The 19,142-nt window shown below is 35.4% G+C and carries 16 protein-coding genes; 2 read left to right on the top strand and 14 right to left on the bottom strand.

Translation table 11 applies throughout. From position 1 onward, the window contains the following. Positions 1 to 74: 74 nt before the first annotated feature. The 11 genes from LU301_RS06185 to LU301_RS06235 form a co-directional block, all read right to left on the bottom strand. Positions 75 to 1,568: a M48 family metalloprotease gene (locus LU301_RS06185; protein WP_370692181.1), complete on the bottom strand. Its 1,494-nt coding sequence runs from the start codon at positions 1,566 to 1,568 to the stop codon at positions 75 to 77. Positions 1,569 to 1,772: 204 nt separating this feature from the next. Further along, a complete protein-coding gene (gene rpsA / locus LU301_RS06190; protein WP_305268676.1) occupies positions 1,773 to 3,452 on the bottom strand; it encodes a 30S ribosomal protein S1 in 1,680 nt (559 codons plus the stop codon). A gap of 107 nt (positions 3,453 to 3,559) precedes the next feature. Further along, the gene (gene cmk, locus LU301_RS06195; RefSeq protein ID WP_305268679.1) at positions 3,560 to 4,234 is read right to left on the bottom strand and encodes a (d)CMP kinase; all 675 of its coding nucleotides are present in this window, start codon (positions 4,232 to 4,234) and stop codon (positions 3,560 to 3,562) included. 9 nt (positions 4,235 to 4,243) lie between these two features. Next, positions 4,244 to 4,699, bottom strand: coding sequence for a tRNA adenosine(34) deaminase TadA (tadA, locus tag LU301_RS06200; protein ID WP_305273982.1), 456 nt, complete (start codon positions 4,697 to 4,699; stop codon positions 4,244 to 4,246). Between the two features lie 52 nt (positions 4,700 to 4,751). Continuing rightward, positions 4,752 to 5,867 carry an enoyl-CoA hydratase/isomerase family protein gene (locus LU301_RS06205; protein ID WP_305268680.1) on the bottom strand — a complete coding sequence of 372 codons (1,116 nt, stop codon included), beginning with the start codon at positions 5,865 to 5,867 and terminating at the stop codon, positions 4,752 to 4,754. Between the two features lie 10 nt (positions 5,868 to 5,877). Further along, positions 5,878 to 6,588: a uracil-DNA glycosylase gene (ung, locus tag LU301_RS06210; RefSeq protein WP_305268683.1), complete on the bottom strand. Its 711-nt coding sequence runs from the start codon at positions 6,586 to 6,588 to the stop codon at positions 5,878 to 5,880. A gap of 24 nt (positions 6,589 to 6,612) precedes the next feature. Beyond that, positions 6,613 to 7,206, bottom strand: coding sequence for a 6-pyruvoyl trahydropterin synthase family protein (locus LU301_RS06215; RefSeq protein WP_305268687.1), 594 nt, complete (start codon positions 7,204 to 7,206; stop codon positions 6,613 to 6,615). Between the two features lie 169 nt (positions 7,207 to 7,375). Continuing rightward, positions 7,376 to 7,798 carry an RDD family protein gene (locus LU301_RS06220; protein ID WP_305268689.1) on the bottom strand — a complete coding sequence of 141 codons (423 nt, stop codon included), beginning with the start codon at positions 7,796 to 7,798 and terminating at the stop codon, positions 7,376 to 7,378. A gap of 79 nt (positions 7,799 to 7,877) precedes the next feature. Then, on the bottom strand, positions 7,878 to 10,487 hold the full coding sequence (gene pepN, locus LU301_RS06225) for an aminopeptidase N (protein ID WP_305268692.1): 2,610 nt from the start codon (positions 10,485 to 10,487) through the stop codon (positions 7,878 to 7,880). 121 nt (positions 10,488 to 10,608) lie between these two features. After that, on the bottom strand, positions 10,609 to 11,010 hold the full coding sequence (gene gloA, locus LU301_RS06230; RefSeq protein WP_305268695.1) for a lactoylglutathione lyase: 402 nt from the start codon (positions 11,008 to 11,010) through the stop codon (positions 10,609 to 10,611). A 4-nt stretch (positions 11,011 to 11,014) separates the two neighbouring features. Further along, the gene (locus LU301_RS06235) at positions 11,015 to 13,222 is read right to left on the bottom strand and encodes an AmpG family muropeptide MFS transporter (RefSeq protein WP_305268698.1); all 2,208 of its coding nucleotides are present in this window, start codon (positions 13,220 to 13,222) and stop codon (positions 11,015 to 11,017) included. 124 nt (positions 13,223 to 13,346) lie between these two features. Between LU301_RS06235 and LU301_RS06240 the strand changes: the two genes are divergently transcribed. After that, on the top strand, positions 13,347 to 15,515 hold the full coding sequence (locus LU301_RS06240) for a Lon protease family protein (RefSeq protein WP_305268701.1): 2,169 nt from the start codon (positions 13,347 to 13,349) through the stop codon (positions 15,513 to 15,515). A gap of 63 nt (positions 15,516 to 15,578) precedes the next feature. Here LU301_RS06240 and LU301_RS06245 read toward each other — a convergent pair whose 3' ends face one another. Both LU301_RS06245 and LU301_RS06250 read right to left on the bottom strand, forming a co-directional pair. Beyond that, the gene (locus LU301_RS06245; protein WP_305268704.1) at positions 15,579 to 16,127 is read right to left on the bottom strand and encodes a carboxymuconolactone decarboxylase family protein; all 549 of its coding nucleotides are present in this window, start codon (positions 16,125 to 16,127) and stop codon (positions 15,579 to 15,581) included. Positions 16,128 to 16,210: 83 nt separating this feature from the next. Continuing rightward, positions 16,211 to 16,771, bottom strand: coding sequence for a nicotinate-nicotinamide nucleotide adenylyltransferase (locus LU301_RS06250; RefSeq protein WP_305268707.1), 561 nt, complete (start codon positions 16,769 to 16,771; stop codon positions 16,211 to 16,213). Between the two features lie 144 nt (positions 16,772 to 16,915). Between LU301_RS06250 and LU301_RS06255 the strand changes: the two genes are divergently transcribed. Beyond that, positions 16,916 to 17,719 (top strand): enoyl-CoA hydratase-related protein, encoded by an 804-nt coding sequence (locus tag LU301_RS06255; protein ID WP_305268709.1) that lies wholly within the window; start codon positions 16,916 to 16,918, stop codon positions 17,717 to 17,719. 99 nt (positions 17,720 to 17,818) lie between these two features. Here the strand turns inward: LU301_RS06255 and LU301_RS06260 are convergent, their stop codons facing one another. Further along, on the bottom strand, positions 17,819 to 19,021 hold the full coding sequence (locus LU301_RS06260; protein WP_305268711.1) for a DUF1615 domain-containing protein: 1,203 nt from the start codon (positions 19,019 to 19,021) through the stop codon (positions 17,819 to 17,821). Positions 19,022 to 19,142: the final 121 nt, after the last annotated feature.

A 19,142-nucleotide genomic window follows, 5' to 3' on the forward strand; every position in this document is an offset into this window, starting at 1 on the left:
GATTATATAGAGGAGTATTTCGTACCCTTACATAATCAACTATTGATATAAAGTTAAAAATTATCCAATATAGCCTAAATTTTCAACTTATATTCATCTTGCATTTGTTTAAGTCGTTGCTCTATTTTAGTTTTTAAGCTCTGATTATTTATATCTTGTAATAAACGTTGAGCATGTAATAGCGATTTTATTCCCTGTTCTTCTTTCCCTGTCCAAAATTCTTGTTCTGCTCGATAATGTAATGCTTGTACTGTTTTAATTGATTGCTCTAATTGAGAATGATATTCAACAGCTTGTTGTAATAACTGCCAAGCAAATACATCTCTAGGATTTTTCTTACTAAAGGGTTGAACAATCTGTTGTGCTTCCATACCACGTTGTTGTAAAATCAAAATTTGTGCTAATTTATAAGCCAATGCTCTATTCTCAGGCATAATCAACCATTGTGTACGCATTAAACGCTCTGCTTGCACATATTGCTTTTGAGCAATTAGTAAATCTGCAGTTAATAAATGATATAAAGGATGTTGTTGATATTCTTTAGAAATGTTTTTGCGAATATCATCAGCTTTTTGCCATTCATTCTTTTGTAAATAATATGCTATTAATGCTAAACGAGCAGAATGGTTATTCTGATTGGATAATTCTTTCAATTGTATTTCAGAAATTTTTTTTGTCAATACTGCGGTATAATATTGAATCAGTTGAAAATGTTCATCTTGATATTGAATTTTATGTCTTAATTGTGGAAATTGATTAGCACGTAAACGAGCTTCACTAATACGCTCACTCGTTAATGGATGTGTCAGCCAAAATTCAGGTAAATAACCAATTTGTGGACTTTTACGTTGCATAGTTTCAAAAAAATTCGCCATATGATGTGGGTCATAACCTGCACTATACAAATATTGCATACCAATACGGTCAGCTTCCCGTTCTTGGTCTCGGCTATAGCTGAGTTGTTTATCTAACAATACAGATTGAGTTCCCATCATTACCGCAGTTCCTGCTTCGGCATCTTGACTAGCCACTGCTGCCCCAACTAATATCCCTGCTAAAGCTAATAATCTCTGCCCTTTAAATGCTTCTTTTGAACGACTATAATGTCTTTGACTTACATGAGCTACTTCATGTGCCATAACACCTGCAATATCGCCCATATTTTTAGCAGAATGAATTAGACCAGTATTGATAGCAAATAATCCTCCAGGAACGGCAAAGGCATTAATTTGTGGGTCATTAATTAACAATAAAGCAATTGGTTCTCCTAGTTGGCTTTGACTTAGAATGTGGGAAAAGATTGACATCATCTGGTCTTCTAACCATACATTTTCCAATAATGGCATTTGTCGATGTATTTGACGATATACTTTTTCACCAATTAAACGTTCCTGATTAAGCTCTAAAATACTCACTCCACCACTAATATCGACAACTGAAGGAATGGCTTGAATATGCTGATGGTTAAAATGGATTGGTGTATGTGCAGTAACAGACATACTTTGGCTTATTATCAATGTAGCTAAACATAAACAACTTAATTTTTTATTTAATATCAGTGATTTCATTTTATACCTATTAGATATATAAAATTTTGACTAAGTTTAGCATAAAATAATATTGTAAATCATGAATATCATATTCATATTGTATTATTTTGCATATCTTATTGAATGTTTATGTAAATTATTATCATTATGGTTTAAATAAAAATAGCACCCTAATGACTAGAGTGCTATTTTATAATCAGTAAAGATTAAATCAACACAGCATTAGTTATCTTGTTGTTGAGCTTTAATCAAATCACCAATTGTTTTTGGACCATTGTTTTGAGCAGCTGGTTGTGCTTGAACTTTAGCAATCGCTTCTTTAGCTTCTGCTTCATCTTTTGCTTTAATTGACAAATTGATTGTACGAGATTTACGATCAATATTTACAATCTTCGCTTCAACTTCTTGACCAACTTCTAAGAATTTAGTCGCATCTTCAACACGGTCGCTATTGATTTCAGATGCTTTTAATTGAGCTTCAACTTCATCAGCCAATTTAACAGTTGCACCTTTTGCATCAACAGCAGTTACAGTACCCTTAACTAAAGCACCACGCTCAACAGAACCTACATAGTTTGTGAATGGGTCGCTATTTAATTGCTTAATACCTAAAGAAATACGGTTTGCTTCAGCATCTACAGAAAGAATAACTGCTTCAACTGTATCACCTTTCTTATAACGACGAATTGCTTCTTCACCTGCTTCATTCCAAGAAATGTCAGATAAGTGAACTAAACCATCAATACCACCTTCTAAACCGATAAAGATACCGAAGTCAGTGATTGATTTGATTGTACCAGATACTTTGTCATTCTTGTTGTGAGATTTTGCAAACTCTTCCCAAGGATTCGCACGAGTTTGTTTAATACCTAAAGAAATACGACGACGTTCTTCATCAATTTCAAGTACCATTACATCAACTTCATCACCAATTTGAACAACTTTAGATGGGTGGATGTTTTTGTTTGTGTGATCCATTTCAGAAACGTGAACTAAACCTTCAACACCTTCTGCGATTTCAGCAAAACAACCATAGTCAGTTAAGTTCGTTACACGAGCTTTAACGATAGAACCTTTTGGATAGTTGTTCATAATCGCTAACCATGGGTCTTCACCTAATTGTTTAAGACCTAAAGAAACACGGCTACGATCACGGTCGAATTTCAATACTTTAACTGTAACTTCTTGATTTACTTCAACTACTTCTGATGGGTGCTTGATACGTTTCCAAGCCATATCAGTAATGTGTAATAAACCATCGATACCACCTAAATCAACAAACGCACCGTAGTCAGTTAAGTTTTTGATTGTACCAGTAACAATTTGACCTTCCTCAAGTTTTGCTAATAATTCAGCACGATCAGCAGAAGATTCTTGAGTCATCACTTCACGGCGAGATACAACAACGTTATTACGTTTTGCATCAAGTTTAATGATTTTGAACTCTAACTCTTTACCTTCTAAGTGAGCTGTATCACGAATAGGACGTACATCAACTAAAGAGCCTGGTAAGAATGCACGTACAAGACCGATATCAACAGTGAAACCACCTTTGACTTTACCAGAGATAAGACCTGTAACGATTTCGCCACTTTCAGCGATTTTTTCCAATTTAGTCCAAGTCTCAGCACGTTTAGCTTTTTCACGTGATAAGACAGTTTGCCCCATACCATTGTCAAGCTGTTCAACTACAACATCAACTTTGTCGCCAATCGCAACTTCTAACTCACGTTGTTCGTTTAAAAATTCAGCACGATCAACAACACCTTCAGATTTAAGACCTGTATCAACGGTTACTTTTTCATCATCGATACGAACAACAGTACCAGTAATAACGGCACCTTTCTCAATATCTAGGTTTAATTCACTTTGTTCAAAGAGGGCTGCAAAAGATTCGGTCATGTGATTTCCGATTTTATCAATAGCAATCTTAGAGTCGGTTAAGATTGGTTTAGGTTAAGTTTAATGACATTCTATAATCCGACCAGAATGAAACTAAACAGAAAAACTTATTGACGTGATTGGATATAATCAATCATTTGTTGAAATACTTCATCAACACTTAAATCAGAACTATCTATCAACAAGGCATCAGCAGCAGGTTTTAAAGGTGCTGTGATACGTTCCATATCACGTTTATCTCGCTCTTGAATTTGAGCTAAAATCTGCTCTATATTAGCATTTTGTCCAGCATTTTGCAACTGTTTAAAGCGTCTTTCCGCACGAGCTTCAGCAGATGCTGTGAGATAAATTTTGGCTTGAGCATTTGGAAAAACCACTGTTCCCATATCTCTACCGTCCGCTACAATACCTTGACCTTGTGCAAAATTTTGTTGGCGTGTTAAAAGTGCTGTACGTAATTCAGGAATTACCGCTACTTTTGAGGCATAAGCACCCACTTGTTCATTTCGAATTAAATGACTAACATCTTTACCATTTAAATAAGTTAAAACACCATCAGCAGTATTTTTAAACTTAATGTCTAAATGCTCAGCGATTTCTACAGCTTGCACTAATTGACTTTCTAATTTATCCAATAAATTTGCTTGAGACAAAGCTAAACCCAACAAGCGATAAATAGCCCCTGAATCCAGTAAATCATAACCATAATGTTGTGCTAATTTAGCAGCTAAAGTACCTTTACCTGAACCACTTGGCCCATCAATGGTAATAATCATTGTCATATCATTTTCCTAAGATGAATATAAACGTTTTTCTGCACGGCGTTGGCGAAAAAAATTACTGAGTTGTGTTGAACATTGTTGCTGTAAACACCCATGTTCATATTGAAAGCGGTGATTATAGTAACCATTTTCCAATAATTGTCTAGCACTGACTAATGAACCTGCTTTAGGTTCTGTGGTAGCAAAAACTACACGTTGCACACGAGCATGAATTAACGCTCCTACACACATAGTACATGGCTCAAGTGTTACATAAAGCGTGGTATCATCAGGTAAACGATAATTTTGTAATGCTTGACAAGCCTGTCTTAATGCCACAATCTCTGCGTGTGCTGTTGGGTCATGACTTGAAATAGGACAATTAAAACCTTGTCCTATCACCTGTCCTTGACTGACCAACACCGCACCAACAGGAATTTCGCCTTGCTGACTGGCTTGATGAGCCAAATCATAAGCCATTTGCATAAAATACTTATCGATTTGTTGTTGTTCATCAAGCAGATTAGTGTTTGTCAATTTAAATTACACCATACTGACGTAAAATATCATTCCAGCTTTCAATATTCGTAACTGGTGGTTTGTCGCCCAATAAAGCTTTTAAAGACAATGTATCAGCAGAATATTGCCATTTTGGTGATAAATCTTTATCGACCAATCTCGCACGCACCCCTTCAACAAAATCAGGATGTTTTAAACACCAACTTGAGATTTGTGTTTCTAAAGCATAAACTTCACGCCATGAATGTACTTGTTTACCCCATTGCCATAATAGCCACGTTAAAGCTGCCGATGTCGGTGAACCATTTTTAAGATTTTCCGCAGCATGACGCAACCAATCACTTGGTGCATCCATGAGACCTGTAATTGCTTGATAATCCTGTACAAAATCGATACCACGAGCTACACTATGAATCACATCTAAGGAGTTTTGTAATGGACCTGTTGGTACAGGACGATGCATACTATTAAGTGTATCATCTAAAGCACGGAATTTACCTGCTGGATAATGTTCCCAATCAATGGCAAGCACTTTTTGTAATACTTCTTCACGTTGTCCACTACGACAAATATGAGTTGCCCAACCAATCCCATAACCGCCTGCCGATGTCATAATTGAACCTGTCAATCCTGTAAATAAGCCAATCGCTCCACGGTCAGCTAAAAAACGTGTTGCACCGACATCAGGATACAAACCTATCGCCACTTCAGGCATAGCTAAACGTGAATCAGGTGTTACCACACGGAATGGTGCTGCCATAAATAAGCCTAAACCACCACCCATCACATAACCTTCACTCCATACCACGATTGGCTTAGAATAATTATGCAACAATAAATCTAATTCATATTCACGTTCAAAAAAACGTTCTGCTTGTTCCATTTCGCCATCAAGCACCAATTGACGTAAACGGCGTACATCACCACCTGCACAAAATGCTTTATTTGTTGTTGAATCAAACCAAATTGCTTTAACATCATCATCTTGATGAAAATCTTGGAAAATTTGTAACAAAGCATTTACTAAACCTTCATCAAGGGCATGTAAAGATTTTGGACGATTTAAACGCACAATACGCCAACCATTATCCGCCACTTCTACGATTAAATCCGCATGATAATCTAATGTATTCATCAACTTTTCCTTATGCTTCTAACTGCCAATCAACAGGGTCTATGCCATGTTGTACCAAAAAATAATTTGCTTTAGAAAATACACGACAGCCAAAAAAACCACCACGATTTGCTGAAAGTGGCGATGGATGTGCCGCTGTTAAAACTAAATGCTTGCTACGGTCAATGATTGAACCTTTACGTTGTGCATAAGCACCCCATAGAATAAACACTACATGCTTACAATACTGATTAATAGCATCAATCACCGCATCGGTAAATTGTTCCCAACCTTGCTTTTGATGTGAAGCAGCTTGCCCTGCTTCAACGGTTAAAACGCTATTTAATAATAATACACCTTGTTTTGCCCAAGCGGTTAAATCACCATGATTGACAGGTTGAATACCTAGATCAGTATAAAGTTCGTGATAAATATTGCGTAATGATGGCGGTAATGCAATGCCACGTTGTACTGAAAAACTTAAACCATTGGCTTGTTTTGCCCCATGATACGGATCTTGCCCCAAAATCACCACTTTCACATCAGGTAAATTGGTCATATCTAAGGCTTTAAAAATTTCTGCATTAGGTGGATAAATTACCTTTCCCAATTGCATTTCTTGGCGTAAAAAATTGCGTAGCCGTTCCATTTCATCACTGAGTAAAAAATCTTGTAAAGCAGTTTTCCATTCTTGACTTAATTGTACACGATTTAAACGCTCATTTTTTTGACTATCTAACATTTTATCATCTCTATATCTCTATGGTTATTTCACTTGTAACTCAACTTTGGGATTACTAAAACGTTCGCCATTTTGTAATTTTTGATACATTTGCGGGTCGCTCCATTCAGCTTGAATTTGTGGCGAAAATACAATCTGCTCCAAGCTTAATTGTCCCATGTGTTCATTTTCTACATCAGCTTTAAAACACTGTGCATAGCCTGTATCGGTTTCATGTACAATCACAGAATACACTTCAATTCCTTGCTCATTATTTTGCATATCCGTTGCTTTTAGCATTTGTTCTGCCAAATAAAAAAACACCCGTGAAAATTGTTCAGCTGATGGCGAAACAGGCAACGAAATCCATCTAGCACTAAAGGTTTTGCAGGCTTGGATATATTCTGCATCGTCTTTATCCCAAAAACAAATAGCATGATCAAAACTATCAAATAATTCTTTAATTGTGCCTTTTAATAAACCAAAATCATAAACCATTTGTCCATTATCTAGGCGATTTGCTTGTAAAAATAATTCAAGTTTGTAACTATGTCCGTGAATAGAACGTTTACAGCGATCAGACGTACAATTACGCACAATATGTGCATTTTCAAATTTAAATAATTTACGAATTAGCATAAGGTTCACTCAAGAAAATAAAATGGTCTTATGCCTTAGTATAAAACAAATATGCCATAAAAGCATACGATTTTATCTATTATTTCGATAGTTTTTTATTTTTTGACAAGATGATAAAACAAAAAAGCCAATATTTAACCATATTAGCTTTTTGCAATATTATTAAGAATTAATCATCGCCATGGTCTTTTACGACAACTGTCTTTGCTAATTTATCATGCCAACCTTGCTTTTTCTTATCAAATCCAATCCAGAAAAAACCAAGTAAGAGACATAAAGCGGATAAAATATATGCTAATTGACGAATAATTGCCTGACCAATGGTTACATGATGACCTGTTTGTGCATCAAGTACTTTCAGATTTAAAATTAATTTTCCGGGCGTGCCAGCAAATTTTACCCAACAAAAAATAGAAACAATAATAAATGTAAGATTGGCTACAACATCTGATGTAGAAAGTTCTAAACGATTTTCAGGTACGCCAAAAATATATTGTGAAATTAATCCAATTGGAATAGACAAAATTAAAAAGTCAATAACTACAGCACCAAAACGTATCCAAAACCCTGCATATTCATAACGAGAAGACATCAATTTCCCCCACAATTAACAAATAAAAAAGAATAGGATATAAAATATATCCTATTCTCATCATAAATTGTATGGCAAATTATTCCACATTCAACAGATTTTGAATGGTTTCACTGACATTTTTTGATGTTACCACTTGTTGTACATCTTGTAATTGGGCTTTTACCGCACTACGTTGTGGCTCAGCCAGCGTGTACCAACGAGACAGGGCTTGCACCAAACGAGACCCCACGATTGGATTTTTTTCGTCCATCACTTTTGCCAAATTGATAAAATGTTGTACACCAAAATCCGACCATAAATTCACAGGACGGCTATTTAATCCACCTGTAATTGAACGAATACGGTTCGGCACATTGATGTCATAATCCGAATGTTGCGTTAAAGCTTGTAACTGTTCAAAGGTCAAATGTGGACGACCCGCTTGTACCATAAACCATTGGTCAATCGCTAAATCTTCATCTTTAAAGCGTTGATAAAAATCATTTAAAATATCCGTACTTTGTGGTGCATTTGCCCACACTAAAGCACGCATTGCCCCTAGACGTTCAGTCATATTTTTAGTTTGATGATATTGCTGTTCAGCCAACGCCATCGCATCAACATCATTTTGCTTAAATAACATACTCAAACAAATATTACGCAAGGCACGCACACCCATCGCCTGACTAAATGGCATATCGGCTGTGGTTTGAGCAGTTTGATAATAATTTTTCCAAAAACCACGCATTTTATTGGCGAGTAATTGGACTAAATGATCCCGTTTTTCACGCATTTTTTCAGGTTGATAATGGCTATCAATACGGCTTGCCAAATAGCTTTCGGTCGGAATATCCAATAAACGAGAGCTTAATAATGGGTCTTCTGCTGATAATTTTGGTAACACGGCTTGCATCGCACGCAAATAGGCATTTAAGGCGATATTTTGTTCATCAATTGCGGTATCTGCCAGTAAAATACGCTCTAACAAGGTTTGTGTGGCTTGCCATTGATTAAAACCATTATTTTCATGTTGAATTAAAAAGGATAAATTTTCATCACTATAATCAAAATCTAAATTGACAGGTGCTGAAAAATTACGCAACAATGAGACAATCGGTTGATGTTGAACATCAGTAAAGATAATTTCTGCCTGTTCATTTTTTAATACATAAACACCATCTTTTACCTGATGTTCGGTTAAATCCACACAATTTAAAGTCAGTTGTTCGCCTGTTTTTTCATCAAACAATGCCAATGCAATTGGAATCGGTACTGCTTGTAAATTTGGATATTTTTCATGCGGTTTAATGCTTTGTTTAAATGATAATGTATAAGTTTTCTTTGCATTATCATAATGTTGCTTGACACTTAAAGTCGGTGTATGTGGTTGATTGTACCAACGTAAAAAGTCTGATAAATCCACACCTGAACCTTGTGATAATGCCGAAATCCAATCTTCAACAGTCACCGCTTGTCCATCAAACAATTCAAAATACTTGTCTGTACCTTGACGGAATTTTTCTTTACCCAGCAAAGTCGCCATCATACGAGAAATTTCCGCCCCTTTTTCATAGACGGTTGCGGTATAAAAGTTATTGATTTCAACAAAATGGTCAGGGCGTGGCGGATGAGCCAACGGACCTGCATCTTCTGGGAATTGATGGGCTTTTAAAATCGCCACATCGTCAATACGTTGTACACTTGCCGATTGTAAATCTTCGGAAAAACTTTGGTCACGAAATACCGTTAAACCTTCTTTTAAGCATAATTGAAACCAATCTCGACAAGTGATACGGTTGCCCGTCCAGTTATGAAAATATTCATGAGCAATTACTGATTGTACACGCATAATCGCCATATCTGTGGTGATATTTTCATCAGCTAATACACATGAGGTATTAAAAATATTTAAACCTTTATTTTCCATTGCCCCCATATTAAAATGACTGGTTGCAACAATCATATAATTATCAAGGTCATAGCTTCGTCCATAATGTTCTTCGTCCCAACGCATCGAATGTTTTAACGCCTGCATAGCAATATGACATTTTTCAATATCTTTGGCTTCAGCGTAAATTTCCAAATCGACTTTACGTTGTTCAGCGGTGATAAATTCATCACGCAATACCGCTAAATCACCAATCACGCAAGCAAATAAATAGCTTGGCTTTTTCGTTGGGTCATGCCAAACCGTATAATGACGATGATTTTCGAGTTCACCTTGCTCAATTTTATTACCATTTGCCAACAAAATAGGATATTTTTTATCTGCCTCAACGCGTGTAGTAAACACTGATAATACATCTGGACGGTCTGGATAAAAGGTGATTTTACGGAAACCTTCAGGTTCATTTTGCGTTACAAAAATATCACCTGCTAAATATAGCCCTTCAAGTTGCGTATTGGTTTCTGGGTGAATAATCACCACTGTTTCCACAATCGCCACATCAGGGGCATTTTGAATAATAAGTTGTTCACTATCCAGTTGATAGTCATTTTCGCTTAATACTTGACCATTCACAGCAATCGATTTTAACTCTAAATCACGCCCAAGCAAAATTAAATCGCCTTGTGTTTGACGGTGCATGGTCAGTTTGCTATCAACTTGTGTATAATGATCAAACACTTGAATGTTTAAATCTACACTTTCTACCGTAAAAATTGGTGCTTGATAATCTTTTAAATAAATGGTTTCAACATTAGACATGATTGTTCTCAAATGTGGGTAAAATAAATGGATTATAGACTGTTTTTATAAAATTAGATAGCTATAAAACGTATAAAGGACGAATATGCTTCGCCCTTTACACATTTAGATAATATAAATATCAGTTATTGCGTGCATTTTCATCTTGTTGAATAAATTCGATTTTATAGCCATCTGGGTCTTCAACAAAGGCAATAACTGTTACACCGCCTTTCATTGGACCAGCTTCACGCACTACTTTACCACCACGAGCTTTTACTTCTTCACAGGCTTTATAAGCATCATCAACCGCAATGGCAATATGCCCATAGCCCGTACCTAAATCATAGCTGTCAGTATCCCAATTATGAGTTAATTCAAGTACGGTATGGGTATCTTCATCGCCATAACCAACAAAAGCAAGGGTAAAACGCCCTTCAGGATAATCACGTTTACGCAATAACTGCATACCCATCACTTCAGTATAAAACGCAATTGAGCGTTCTAAGTTGCCTACACGCAACATGGTATGTAACATTCGCATGGTTTTATTCTCCATCATGCTGTGAGTGTTGTTGAATAGAATGATGTTCGGTATGGCGTTTCAATAAATAGCCAACCCACACCACCAAAACTAAAATTGGAATACCAATTAAAGTTGTCATTAAAAAGAAATTTGGATAGCCCATTGCTGTAACCATCGTACCAGAATAGCCCCCCAAAAACTTTGGAGCAAGCGTCATCAATGAGCTAAATAAAGCATATTGCACAGCAGTAAATGAGACACTGGTTAAACTGGATAAAAACGCAATAAATGCCGCACCTGCCAAACCCGATGCTAAATTATCCACCACAATCGCAAAATATAACCACCATGAACTATAATATTGTATGGCTTTTCCTTTCACTTCAATGTCCGATTGCGGTTGGTTATCGACCAATGCCAATGGTTGTACGTCCATCGATAAGGCTAATTTTTGCTGTTCACTAAAGGTTTGATAACTTTGTGTCGCTTGCCATTGTTGCTGTTGATGAGTCGCAATCACCGTCAATATTTTTTGCTGTGCTTGATGCAATTTCTCACCATGAATAGTAACAGAAAATTTGCCCTGTTTATCAATTTTTGCAGGATATTCCTGTCCATCAAGCAAGACTTTTATTGGCGTATTTTTATCCAACTGCTCAACTGGTACACCAAAAAACTGCCCCGAAATCATCATCGGTTGTTTCAGTTCATCGGCATATAATTGATTATCCTGACTAATTGGTAAGAAATGAATTTTTTGGCTATCCTGCTGTTTTAAATAAGGTAATTGATATTGTACTGCTTGTTCTGCATTTTGATGTGCAAAATGCGTGCTAATTTGTAACGATTGAGCATTCTGTAACTGTTGTTGTGGAATTTTAATTGACCAATAGCCAACATCATCCGCCTGCGTGGTATAGGTTTGCCCTGCAACACTGACCTGCACATCAGCCAATTTTTGTCCAGATTTTACCAAACCTATAAAAATTAAATTGGTACAACTGGCACAAATCGCTGAAATAAACAACAGTTTCATCACATTTAAACGTTGTGCCAATAATCCACCTAAGAAACCACCTATCAGACTAAAAATTACCCCATAGGTTTTAACTGCTGTCGCAATTTGCTCTTTGGTAAAATTTAAATCTTGATAAAAAGTATTGGAAATCGTTCCCGCCACAATATCGGAAATACGGAAAAAGCCAATCAGCAACAGCATAATCAAGGCTAATTTTAAGCCATAACGTTTAAAGAAATCCGCTATTGGGGCAACCCAAGTATCATAAGCAACCTGACTTTGCACTAATCTCATTTTGACTAAAATAAGACCAACAATGACCGCCAAACCACCAGCAGATAAAAATCGTACTGTTTCCATCGCAAAAATCGTCAAGCTATCTTTAATAGCATACACTTCTTTAAGATATTTCACAGGTTGATAGAAACTACTGTATAATAAAACAAAAGCAGTCACGCTCAAACTAAATAAAACAAATAAACGAAGATAATCGTCTTTCGTATAAGGTTTATTCTTTTTAATTAATTCTGCATTCGGTAATTTTAGTGTGATAAACATCACCATAAACATGATGCCTGCCATCAACAAATAGGTATATTGCCAAGCAGAATAAATATAATTTCCCTTACTTGTGCCAAAATAACTGGCTAAAAATAATGCACCTGCTCCAGTCAAAATTAAACCAATGCGATACCCCGCCATAAAAGTTGATGCTAATACACTTTGCATTTCTTGTTCGGCAAGTTCGATACGATAGGCATCAATCACAATATCTTGTGTGGCTGATGAAAAGCCTAATAAAACCGCACCAACCGCCATTTGATAAAGTGCAAATTGCCCCATAGATGGGTCAGTCATTGCCATTAAGCAAATCGACAAGATAATCATCGCTTGAGCAACCAATAACCACGCTCGTCTACGTCCAAAACGTTGCGTCAAAACGGGCAATGGTACCTCATCAATCAATGGAGCCCAAATAAATTTAAAGGAATAACCTAATGCCGCCCATGCAAAAAAAGTAATTGCACTACGTTCAATACCCGCTTCCCCTAACCATAAAGTGAGCGTTGAAACAATCAAATAATAGGGAAATCCTGATGAAAAACCCAGAAAGAGCATCATCAATGCTCGGCGGTCGGCAAAGGCTTTAAAGGACGAAGCCCATGATTTTCTAGTTTGTTGTGAATGAGAAGCTTGCGTATGGTTATTCATGGATATGGTAGGCAATATAATAAAAATGCTATCTATTTTAACCTATTTTGGGTAAAAATATTGTTAATTTTATGCTATTATTTTCATTCAAATATAAAACAAATGCATAGATACGAGAAATTTTGTGTTAAGAACTGAAATCCATGCCACTTTAGAGCAAACTCGCTTAAAAGCTGAACAATTAAGCCGTACATCAAACATCGCTCAACTTCCTAAATCGACCCAAAAACTTACACATGGCGATTTATTTTTAGGACAACAACGTGCAAAACAAGCCTTAGAATTTGCGATTAATATGCCATTTAATGATTATCATCTGTGTGCAATTGGCACATCTGGCTTAGGAAAGCGAACAAAAATTATACAACACTTACAAGCGTGGGTACAACATCAGCAGACTTCTAAATTTTATGATGTGATTTATGTTCATCATTTTAAACATAAAACGCAACCGTTATTAATTAAACTCAAACAAGGTTATGCTTATACCTTTAAAAATCAGTTGGCGACTTTGTGGATTAATATTATTACACAATTAAAAACTCATTCGTCTCATATTGCACAAGACATTCAACAGTTGCTTACTCCATTATTTAAACAATTTCAACAAAATCAACTCACATGGATAGAGCCATCATATCATAATGATTTTCAACATTATTTAAAGGATTACTTACAACACATTAGTTATCATGTTAATGATATTTTAGCTCATGTTTATAATGATTATGCTTTAAATGCAGATATTATTTTTGACTTTTTACCCTATGAATATCAATTACATATCGTAGTACATCATACACAAACACAACAACCAGTTATTTATGAACCTAATCCAAGTCTAATACGTCTTTTTGGTGAAATCCGTGGCTTGACTCATACCATACGTAAATTTGCACATGGTGAATATATCAGCCATCATTTTTCTATTCAAGCAGGACAATTATTACACGCTAATGGTGGCTTTCTAATCTTAGAGTTAAAGCAAATATTGCAATATCCTATGGTATGGCATTTATTAAAACAATGTTTAATCAATAAGCAATTTGATTGGCAGAATCTACAACAAACGATACCAGACAATAGCAATACTCAAAATTTAAAACTTGAACCTATTCCATTAAATATTAAGGTTATTTTGTTGTGTGATAGCCAAGAATTTGATGATATTATTACCCTTGAGCCAGAGTTTAGTAGCTTATTTAAAGTACGTGCAGATTTTACGGATAGTCTAGCTCGGACCGATGAACATGAACTTGCCTATATTCAAAATATTGCTGATTGTATCAGACAAAAACAGTTACTTGATTTCGAACGCAGTGCTTTAGCTGAAGTTTTAACCGAATTTAGCCGCCAAGCTGAAGACCAAAATTTATTATTATTGCATGATGGTTTATTAACCGATATTTTGCAAGAAAGTCATTATTACGCCGTACAACAAGGAGCAAAGCTAGTAGAAGCCGAACATGTACAAACAGCTTTAAAACAAAGACAATATCGTCTTGGTTATTGGCGTGATTTATATTGGCAAGATTTATCACAAGGAACACAACTGATTGAAACTCAAGGTGTGCGTTTAGGACAAGTCAATGCATTATCTGTCATTCATTTTGCTGAAAGTGAATTTGGTTTTCCATCACGTTTAACTGCGTCTGTTTCACAAGGTGCTGGCGATATTTTAGACATTGAACGTAGTGTTGAATTAGGTGGCTCATTACACGCCAAAGGTACATTATTAATGTCGAGTTTTTTAAAATCACATTTTGGCAGACAGCAGATTTTAAATTTTTCGGCAGCACTTGCTTTTGAACAAAGTTATGGTGAAGTTGATGGTGATAGTGCAACAGTAGCAGAATTATGTGCCTTAATTTCTGCAATTAGTCAAATTCCAATTCAACAATCTTGGGCAATTACTGGTTCAATGAATCAACTAGGACAGGTACAACCTGTGGGCGGTATTAATGCCAAAATTGAAGGTTTTTTTGACACTTGTGTTTTACAAGGTTTAACAGGACAACAAGGCGTTATTATTCCACGCTCCAATACACAACATTTAATGTTAAGGGCTGATATTATTCAAGCTGTTGCTGATGGGCAATTTCATATCTACGCTATAGACCATGTTGAACAGGCAATGGAAATTTTAATGAATCGTCCAATTGGGCAACCTGATAAAAAAGGATGCTATCCACAAAATTCAATTTATGAAGCAGTACTCACACAATTAGCTCATTGGCAAGATGAAGAATTACTCATTGAAGAACCAAAGAAAAAGAAAAAATCTAAAAAATAAAAGAGCTGATTATTCAGCTCTTTTACCTGTTAATATCAATGCTAACAAACATTGTTCAGTATATTAAGCAAAATCGATTAACTCAGGATTAATCTCAGTTTGTGCTAAGTTATTGGTATAGTTACATAAAGTTGCTAAAGCTATGCCTAAAACCACTTCCACAGATTGTTGTTGAGTATAACCTGCATCAAAGAATGCTTGTAATTCAGCATTGCTTACTGCACCTTTATTTGCCATAACAGCAAGGGTAAAACTTGCTAAAGCAGATAATTTAGCATCACTAAATTGTTTAGGGTCAGTTGCACGAGAAGCCTGAATGGCATCATCAGCTAATAACTTTTTCAAAGTTGCTAATTTTGTATGTCCTGCCACACAGAAACCGCATTGGTTTACTTTAGCCGCAATAATTTGTACGACTTCACGCTCACCACCTGTTAAACTTGTTGCTGCATTTAGTTGTCCAACATCTTGATAAAATGCTAATGCTTCAGGCGAATTTGCTAAGACACCAATTAAGTTTGGTAAAAAACCATTATTTTTTAATGCTGTTTCTACGCGTGGCTTTGCTTTTTCTGGTGCAGTTTCTACATTATGAACAGTTAAACGTGCCATAGTATACTCTCTATTAATATAAATGATTTATATTCTATTTGATTTTAACCCCAATAAAAAGCTCAAGTTATTTGCATTTCATCTCAATTTACCTGCATTTTTGCTAAAAATTCAGTTTGTAATTGTTGATATACTGTATTTTTTTGAAATTTTTGTAAAAACTCAATCGTACCTTGTGGAAACTTATCACTTAAAATTTCTCCACTATAATACGCTTCTCGTAATGGAGTTGCTGAAATATCTCCATGTAAACTGTCAATGACGACACGTTGCCACTCTGGAAATAAATCTAAATAATACGTCGATTCATCTTTATTGTAGCCAATTAATCCAATTTTATCATCAACTTGGGTAATATTTTGCACTAATTGACGTACCAATGCTTGCCATTTCACATCATTATACACATCAATCACATCAACAAAAATAATTCTTTGTTGTTCATCAGCACTAAAATTAGACAAAATCATCTGCCTACGTTCATCTGCTAAAAATGGATTTTTTAATGTACGTTCATTTTGAGCAGAACCTAAGGCAATAATCACACGCTCAGCTTTAGCCAATGCAATGTGAATCGTTTGTTGATGAGCAAGATGAAAAGGCTGAAATCGCCCAATAAAAACAAGATAATCAAATGGATACATATTTAATCAAGAATTTATTACTTCAAGGCTTATTATGCGGAATATTGACTTATTTGACAAGATAATTTGTTGCATTTATCCATTGATTTTTTGGCAAAAATCTTCAAAATGACTATTTTATCTCTCATTGAATGGAATATAAACATGACTTTCACAATTCAGCCACATCAACATTGCCAAGCACAGTTAGAGCAAGGCATTTTAACCATTGCCATTGACCGTGCAGAAAGTAAGAATGCTTTATATGGCGATTTATATTTATATATCGCACAATTATTAGACAATGCTGACCAAAGTAATGACGTGCGTTGTGTGATTTTGCGTGGTGCAAATCAAGATTTTACTGCTGGCAACGATATGCAAGATTTTATGAGCTATTTTAAACAGCCTTCAAGTCAAGGCAAAGCAGGAGAATTACCACCATTTGTATTGATTAAATCAGTTGCCAAATTCTCTAAACCATTGATTTTAGCTATTAAAGGGGTAGCTGTTGGTATTGGCGTTACTTTAACTCTACATGCTGATTTAGTCTATGCTGATGATAGTGCCATATTCCAAATGCCATTTGTAAGTTTAGGTTTATCACCTGAAGGTGGTATTGGACGTTTAATGAGCCAACAAATTGGCTATCATCATACTGCAGAATTGTTATTTACAGCGAAAAAATTTAATCGCCAAACTGCTGAAAAAATCAATTTAATCAATAGCCTGCCTGATGGTGTTGATGTTTATGATTATGCCCTACAAACTGCACAACATTTAGTACAATTACCACTTGCATCACTTAAACAAAGCAAAACATTGATGAAACACAATATTGCTGAAACCTTAGCATACATTGATGATGAAGCAGAAATTTTTATGCAACGTGTACAATCGCCTGAAACTAAAGAAGCTGTTACTGCTTTTATGGAAAAACGCAAACCTAATTTTAGTCAATTTGCATAAATCATAATATGGATTACATAGATAAAGGCAGGGTGCGTACCACGCACCTTGTACAAGTTTTCATCGAAATAGTGAGTCTTGCGTCGCTTTAATTGATTTCTAACTCGCCGATAAAGTTTTAGCTTTAGCCATACAACGTTGATAACGTCCATCAACACGGGTAGCAAACCAATTGGTATTATAATCACGGCTCAGTTTAGGGCCTGTAATTACTACTTCAGGCATAATCGCATACGGTGGATATTTACCCGTTTTTTCTCCATATAGACGGACAACCGTTTTATAAGTATTGGTATTTTCAAAATTTTGTTCTTTTTCACGCTTTAAATCAAAACGAATCTGCCGTTCTGTCATGGCAATATTATGTTTTTGAAATAGTTTAATAACCGCTTGTTCGCTTTGACTTTTTGCCAATTTAGGGTCGCCATCTTTAGCATAGATTAATAAATCGCCATCTAAACTAATTTTATCTCCTGTCAAACTGGCTAACATTTTTTGAAAAGATGCATTACGGCTTGAATACATACCTGAATTATAATCAGCAAAGCGATATAAAGGCTTGTCATAATCTGCTTGATAAGTCATTAAACGATGAATACCATAATACAAACCACCATATTGGCTATATAAATCACGGCGTAAATCTTCATTACTAATCATACCACGCTTATTGGCTTTAGCATAATCAATATGCACTTGCATTGAACCTAAAGTCGTAATCGGATTTAAACGCTCTGAAATATCATTACCAATAATTTTAGCCGCCCCAGTTAATGCTCCAACATGATATTCTTTAGCGAAATAACTAAAAATTTCTCGATATAATTCATCAAGCTCACGTTCTGTTTTAACTTTTTTAATACGATTTAAGAAATTATCTTCAACATTGGGCTTATTTTTTAATACCTTACGAAAAATATCAGCAACTTTTTTGCCTAATTTATCATCTAAACGCTGGTTAATTTCTTTTAATGATTTTTCACCTAATCCTGCCACAATTGGATCAGCCACAAAAGTCGATTCTTGTTCAATAATAGCAATCACACTACAAACATTATCTTTGGAACGCTCTATATTTAAAGTTTGCATAATATCAGTAATATCTTTTGCCCATGATGATGCATTTTTTACTCCTTGTGGGATTAATTTTTCCACTTGATTGGCAGATAAATTTTTATCAACCACATGATTTTGCTGACAAGCTGTTAAAATACACACCGCCCCTAATGTAGCTAAGATTTTAGCTAAAGTTTGGGGTTTAATAAGTGATTTTAAGTGGTTTTGAGTAAAATAGGTAAACATCTTGACAATCCAAAAGCGTTTAAATATAGACCGTCATCATAAAAATTTAGGCTTATTGTTGTCAATGCTATTTCTGTGTGCATAGTTATTTTTTATATTGATTGCGTATAAAACTGTATAT

Source organism: Moraxella sp. ZY210820 (assembly GCF_030674635.1).
In the GTDB taxonomy this organism is placed as follows: Bacteria; Pseudomonadota; Gammaproteobacteria; order Pseudomonadales; family Moraxellaceae; genus Acinetobacter.

Bases quoted from the DNA above. Each gene is read 5' to 3' on its own strand.
- LU301_RS06250 (WP_305268707.1), bottom strand. From the start codon at position 16,771: ATGTATCCATTTGATTATCTTGTTTTTATTGGGCGATTTCAGCCTTTT.
- gloA (WP_305268695.1), bottom strand. From the start codon at position 11,010: ATGCGAATGTTACATACCATGTTGCGTGTAGGCAACTTAGAACGCTCA.
- cmk (WP_305268679.1), bottom strand. From the start codon at position 4,234: ATGACAATGATTATTACCATTGATGGGCCAAGTGGTTCAGGTAAAGGT.
- LU301_RS06215 (WP_305268687.1), bottom strand. From the start codon at position 7,206: ATGCTAATTCGTAAATTATTTAAATTTGAAAATGCACATATTGTGCGT.
- LU301_RS06185 (WP_370692181.1), bottom strand. From the start codon at position 1,568: ATGAAATCACTGATATTAAATAAAAAATTAAGTTGTTTATGTTTAGCT.
- LU301_RS06205 (WP_305268680.1), bottom strand. From the start codon at position 5,867: ATGAATACATTAGATTATCATGCGGATTTAATCGTAGAAGTGGCGGAT.
- rpsA (WP_305268676.1), bottom strand. From the start codon at position 3,452: ATGACCGAATCTTTTGCAGCCCTCTTTGAACAAAGTGAATTAAACCTA.
- LU301_RS06245 (WP_305268704.1), bottom strand. From the start codon at position 16,127: ATGGCACGTTTAACTGTTCATAATGTAGAAACTGCACCAGAAAAAGCA.
- ung (WP_305268683.1), bottom strand. From the start codon at position 6,588: ATGTTAGATAGTCAAAAAAATGAGCGTTTAAATCGTGTACAATTAAGT.
- tadA (WP_305273982.1), bottom strand. From the start codon at position 4,699: ATGCAAATGGCTTATGATTTGGCTCATCAAGCCAGTCAGCAAGGCGAA.
- LU301_RS06260 (WP_305268711.1), bottom strand. From the start codon at position 19,021: ATGTTTACCTATTTTACTCAAAACCACTTAAAATCACTTATTAAACCC.
- LU301_RS06235 (WP_305268698.1), bottom strand. From the start codon at position 13,222: ATGAATAACCATACGCAAGCTTCTCATTCACAACAAACTAGAAAATCA.
- LU301_RS06255 (WP_305268709.1), top strand. From the start codon at position 16,916: ATGACTTTCACAATTCAGCCACATCAACATTGCCAAGCACAGTTAGAG.
- pepN (WP_305268692.1), bottom strand. From the start codon at position 10,487: ATGTCTAATGTTGAAACCATTTATTTAAAAGATTATCAAGCACCAATT.
- LU301_RS06220 (WP_305268689.1), bottom strand. From the start codon at position 7,798: ATGTCTTCTCGTTATGAATATGCAGGGTTTTGGATACGTTTTGGTGCT.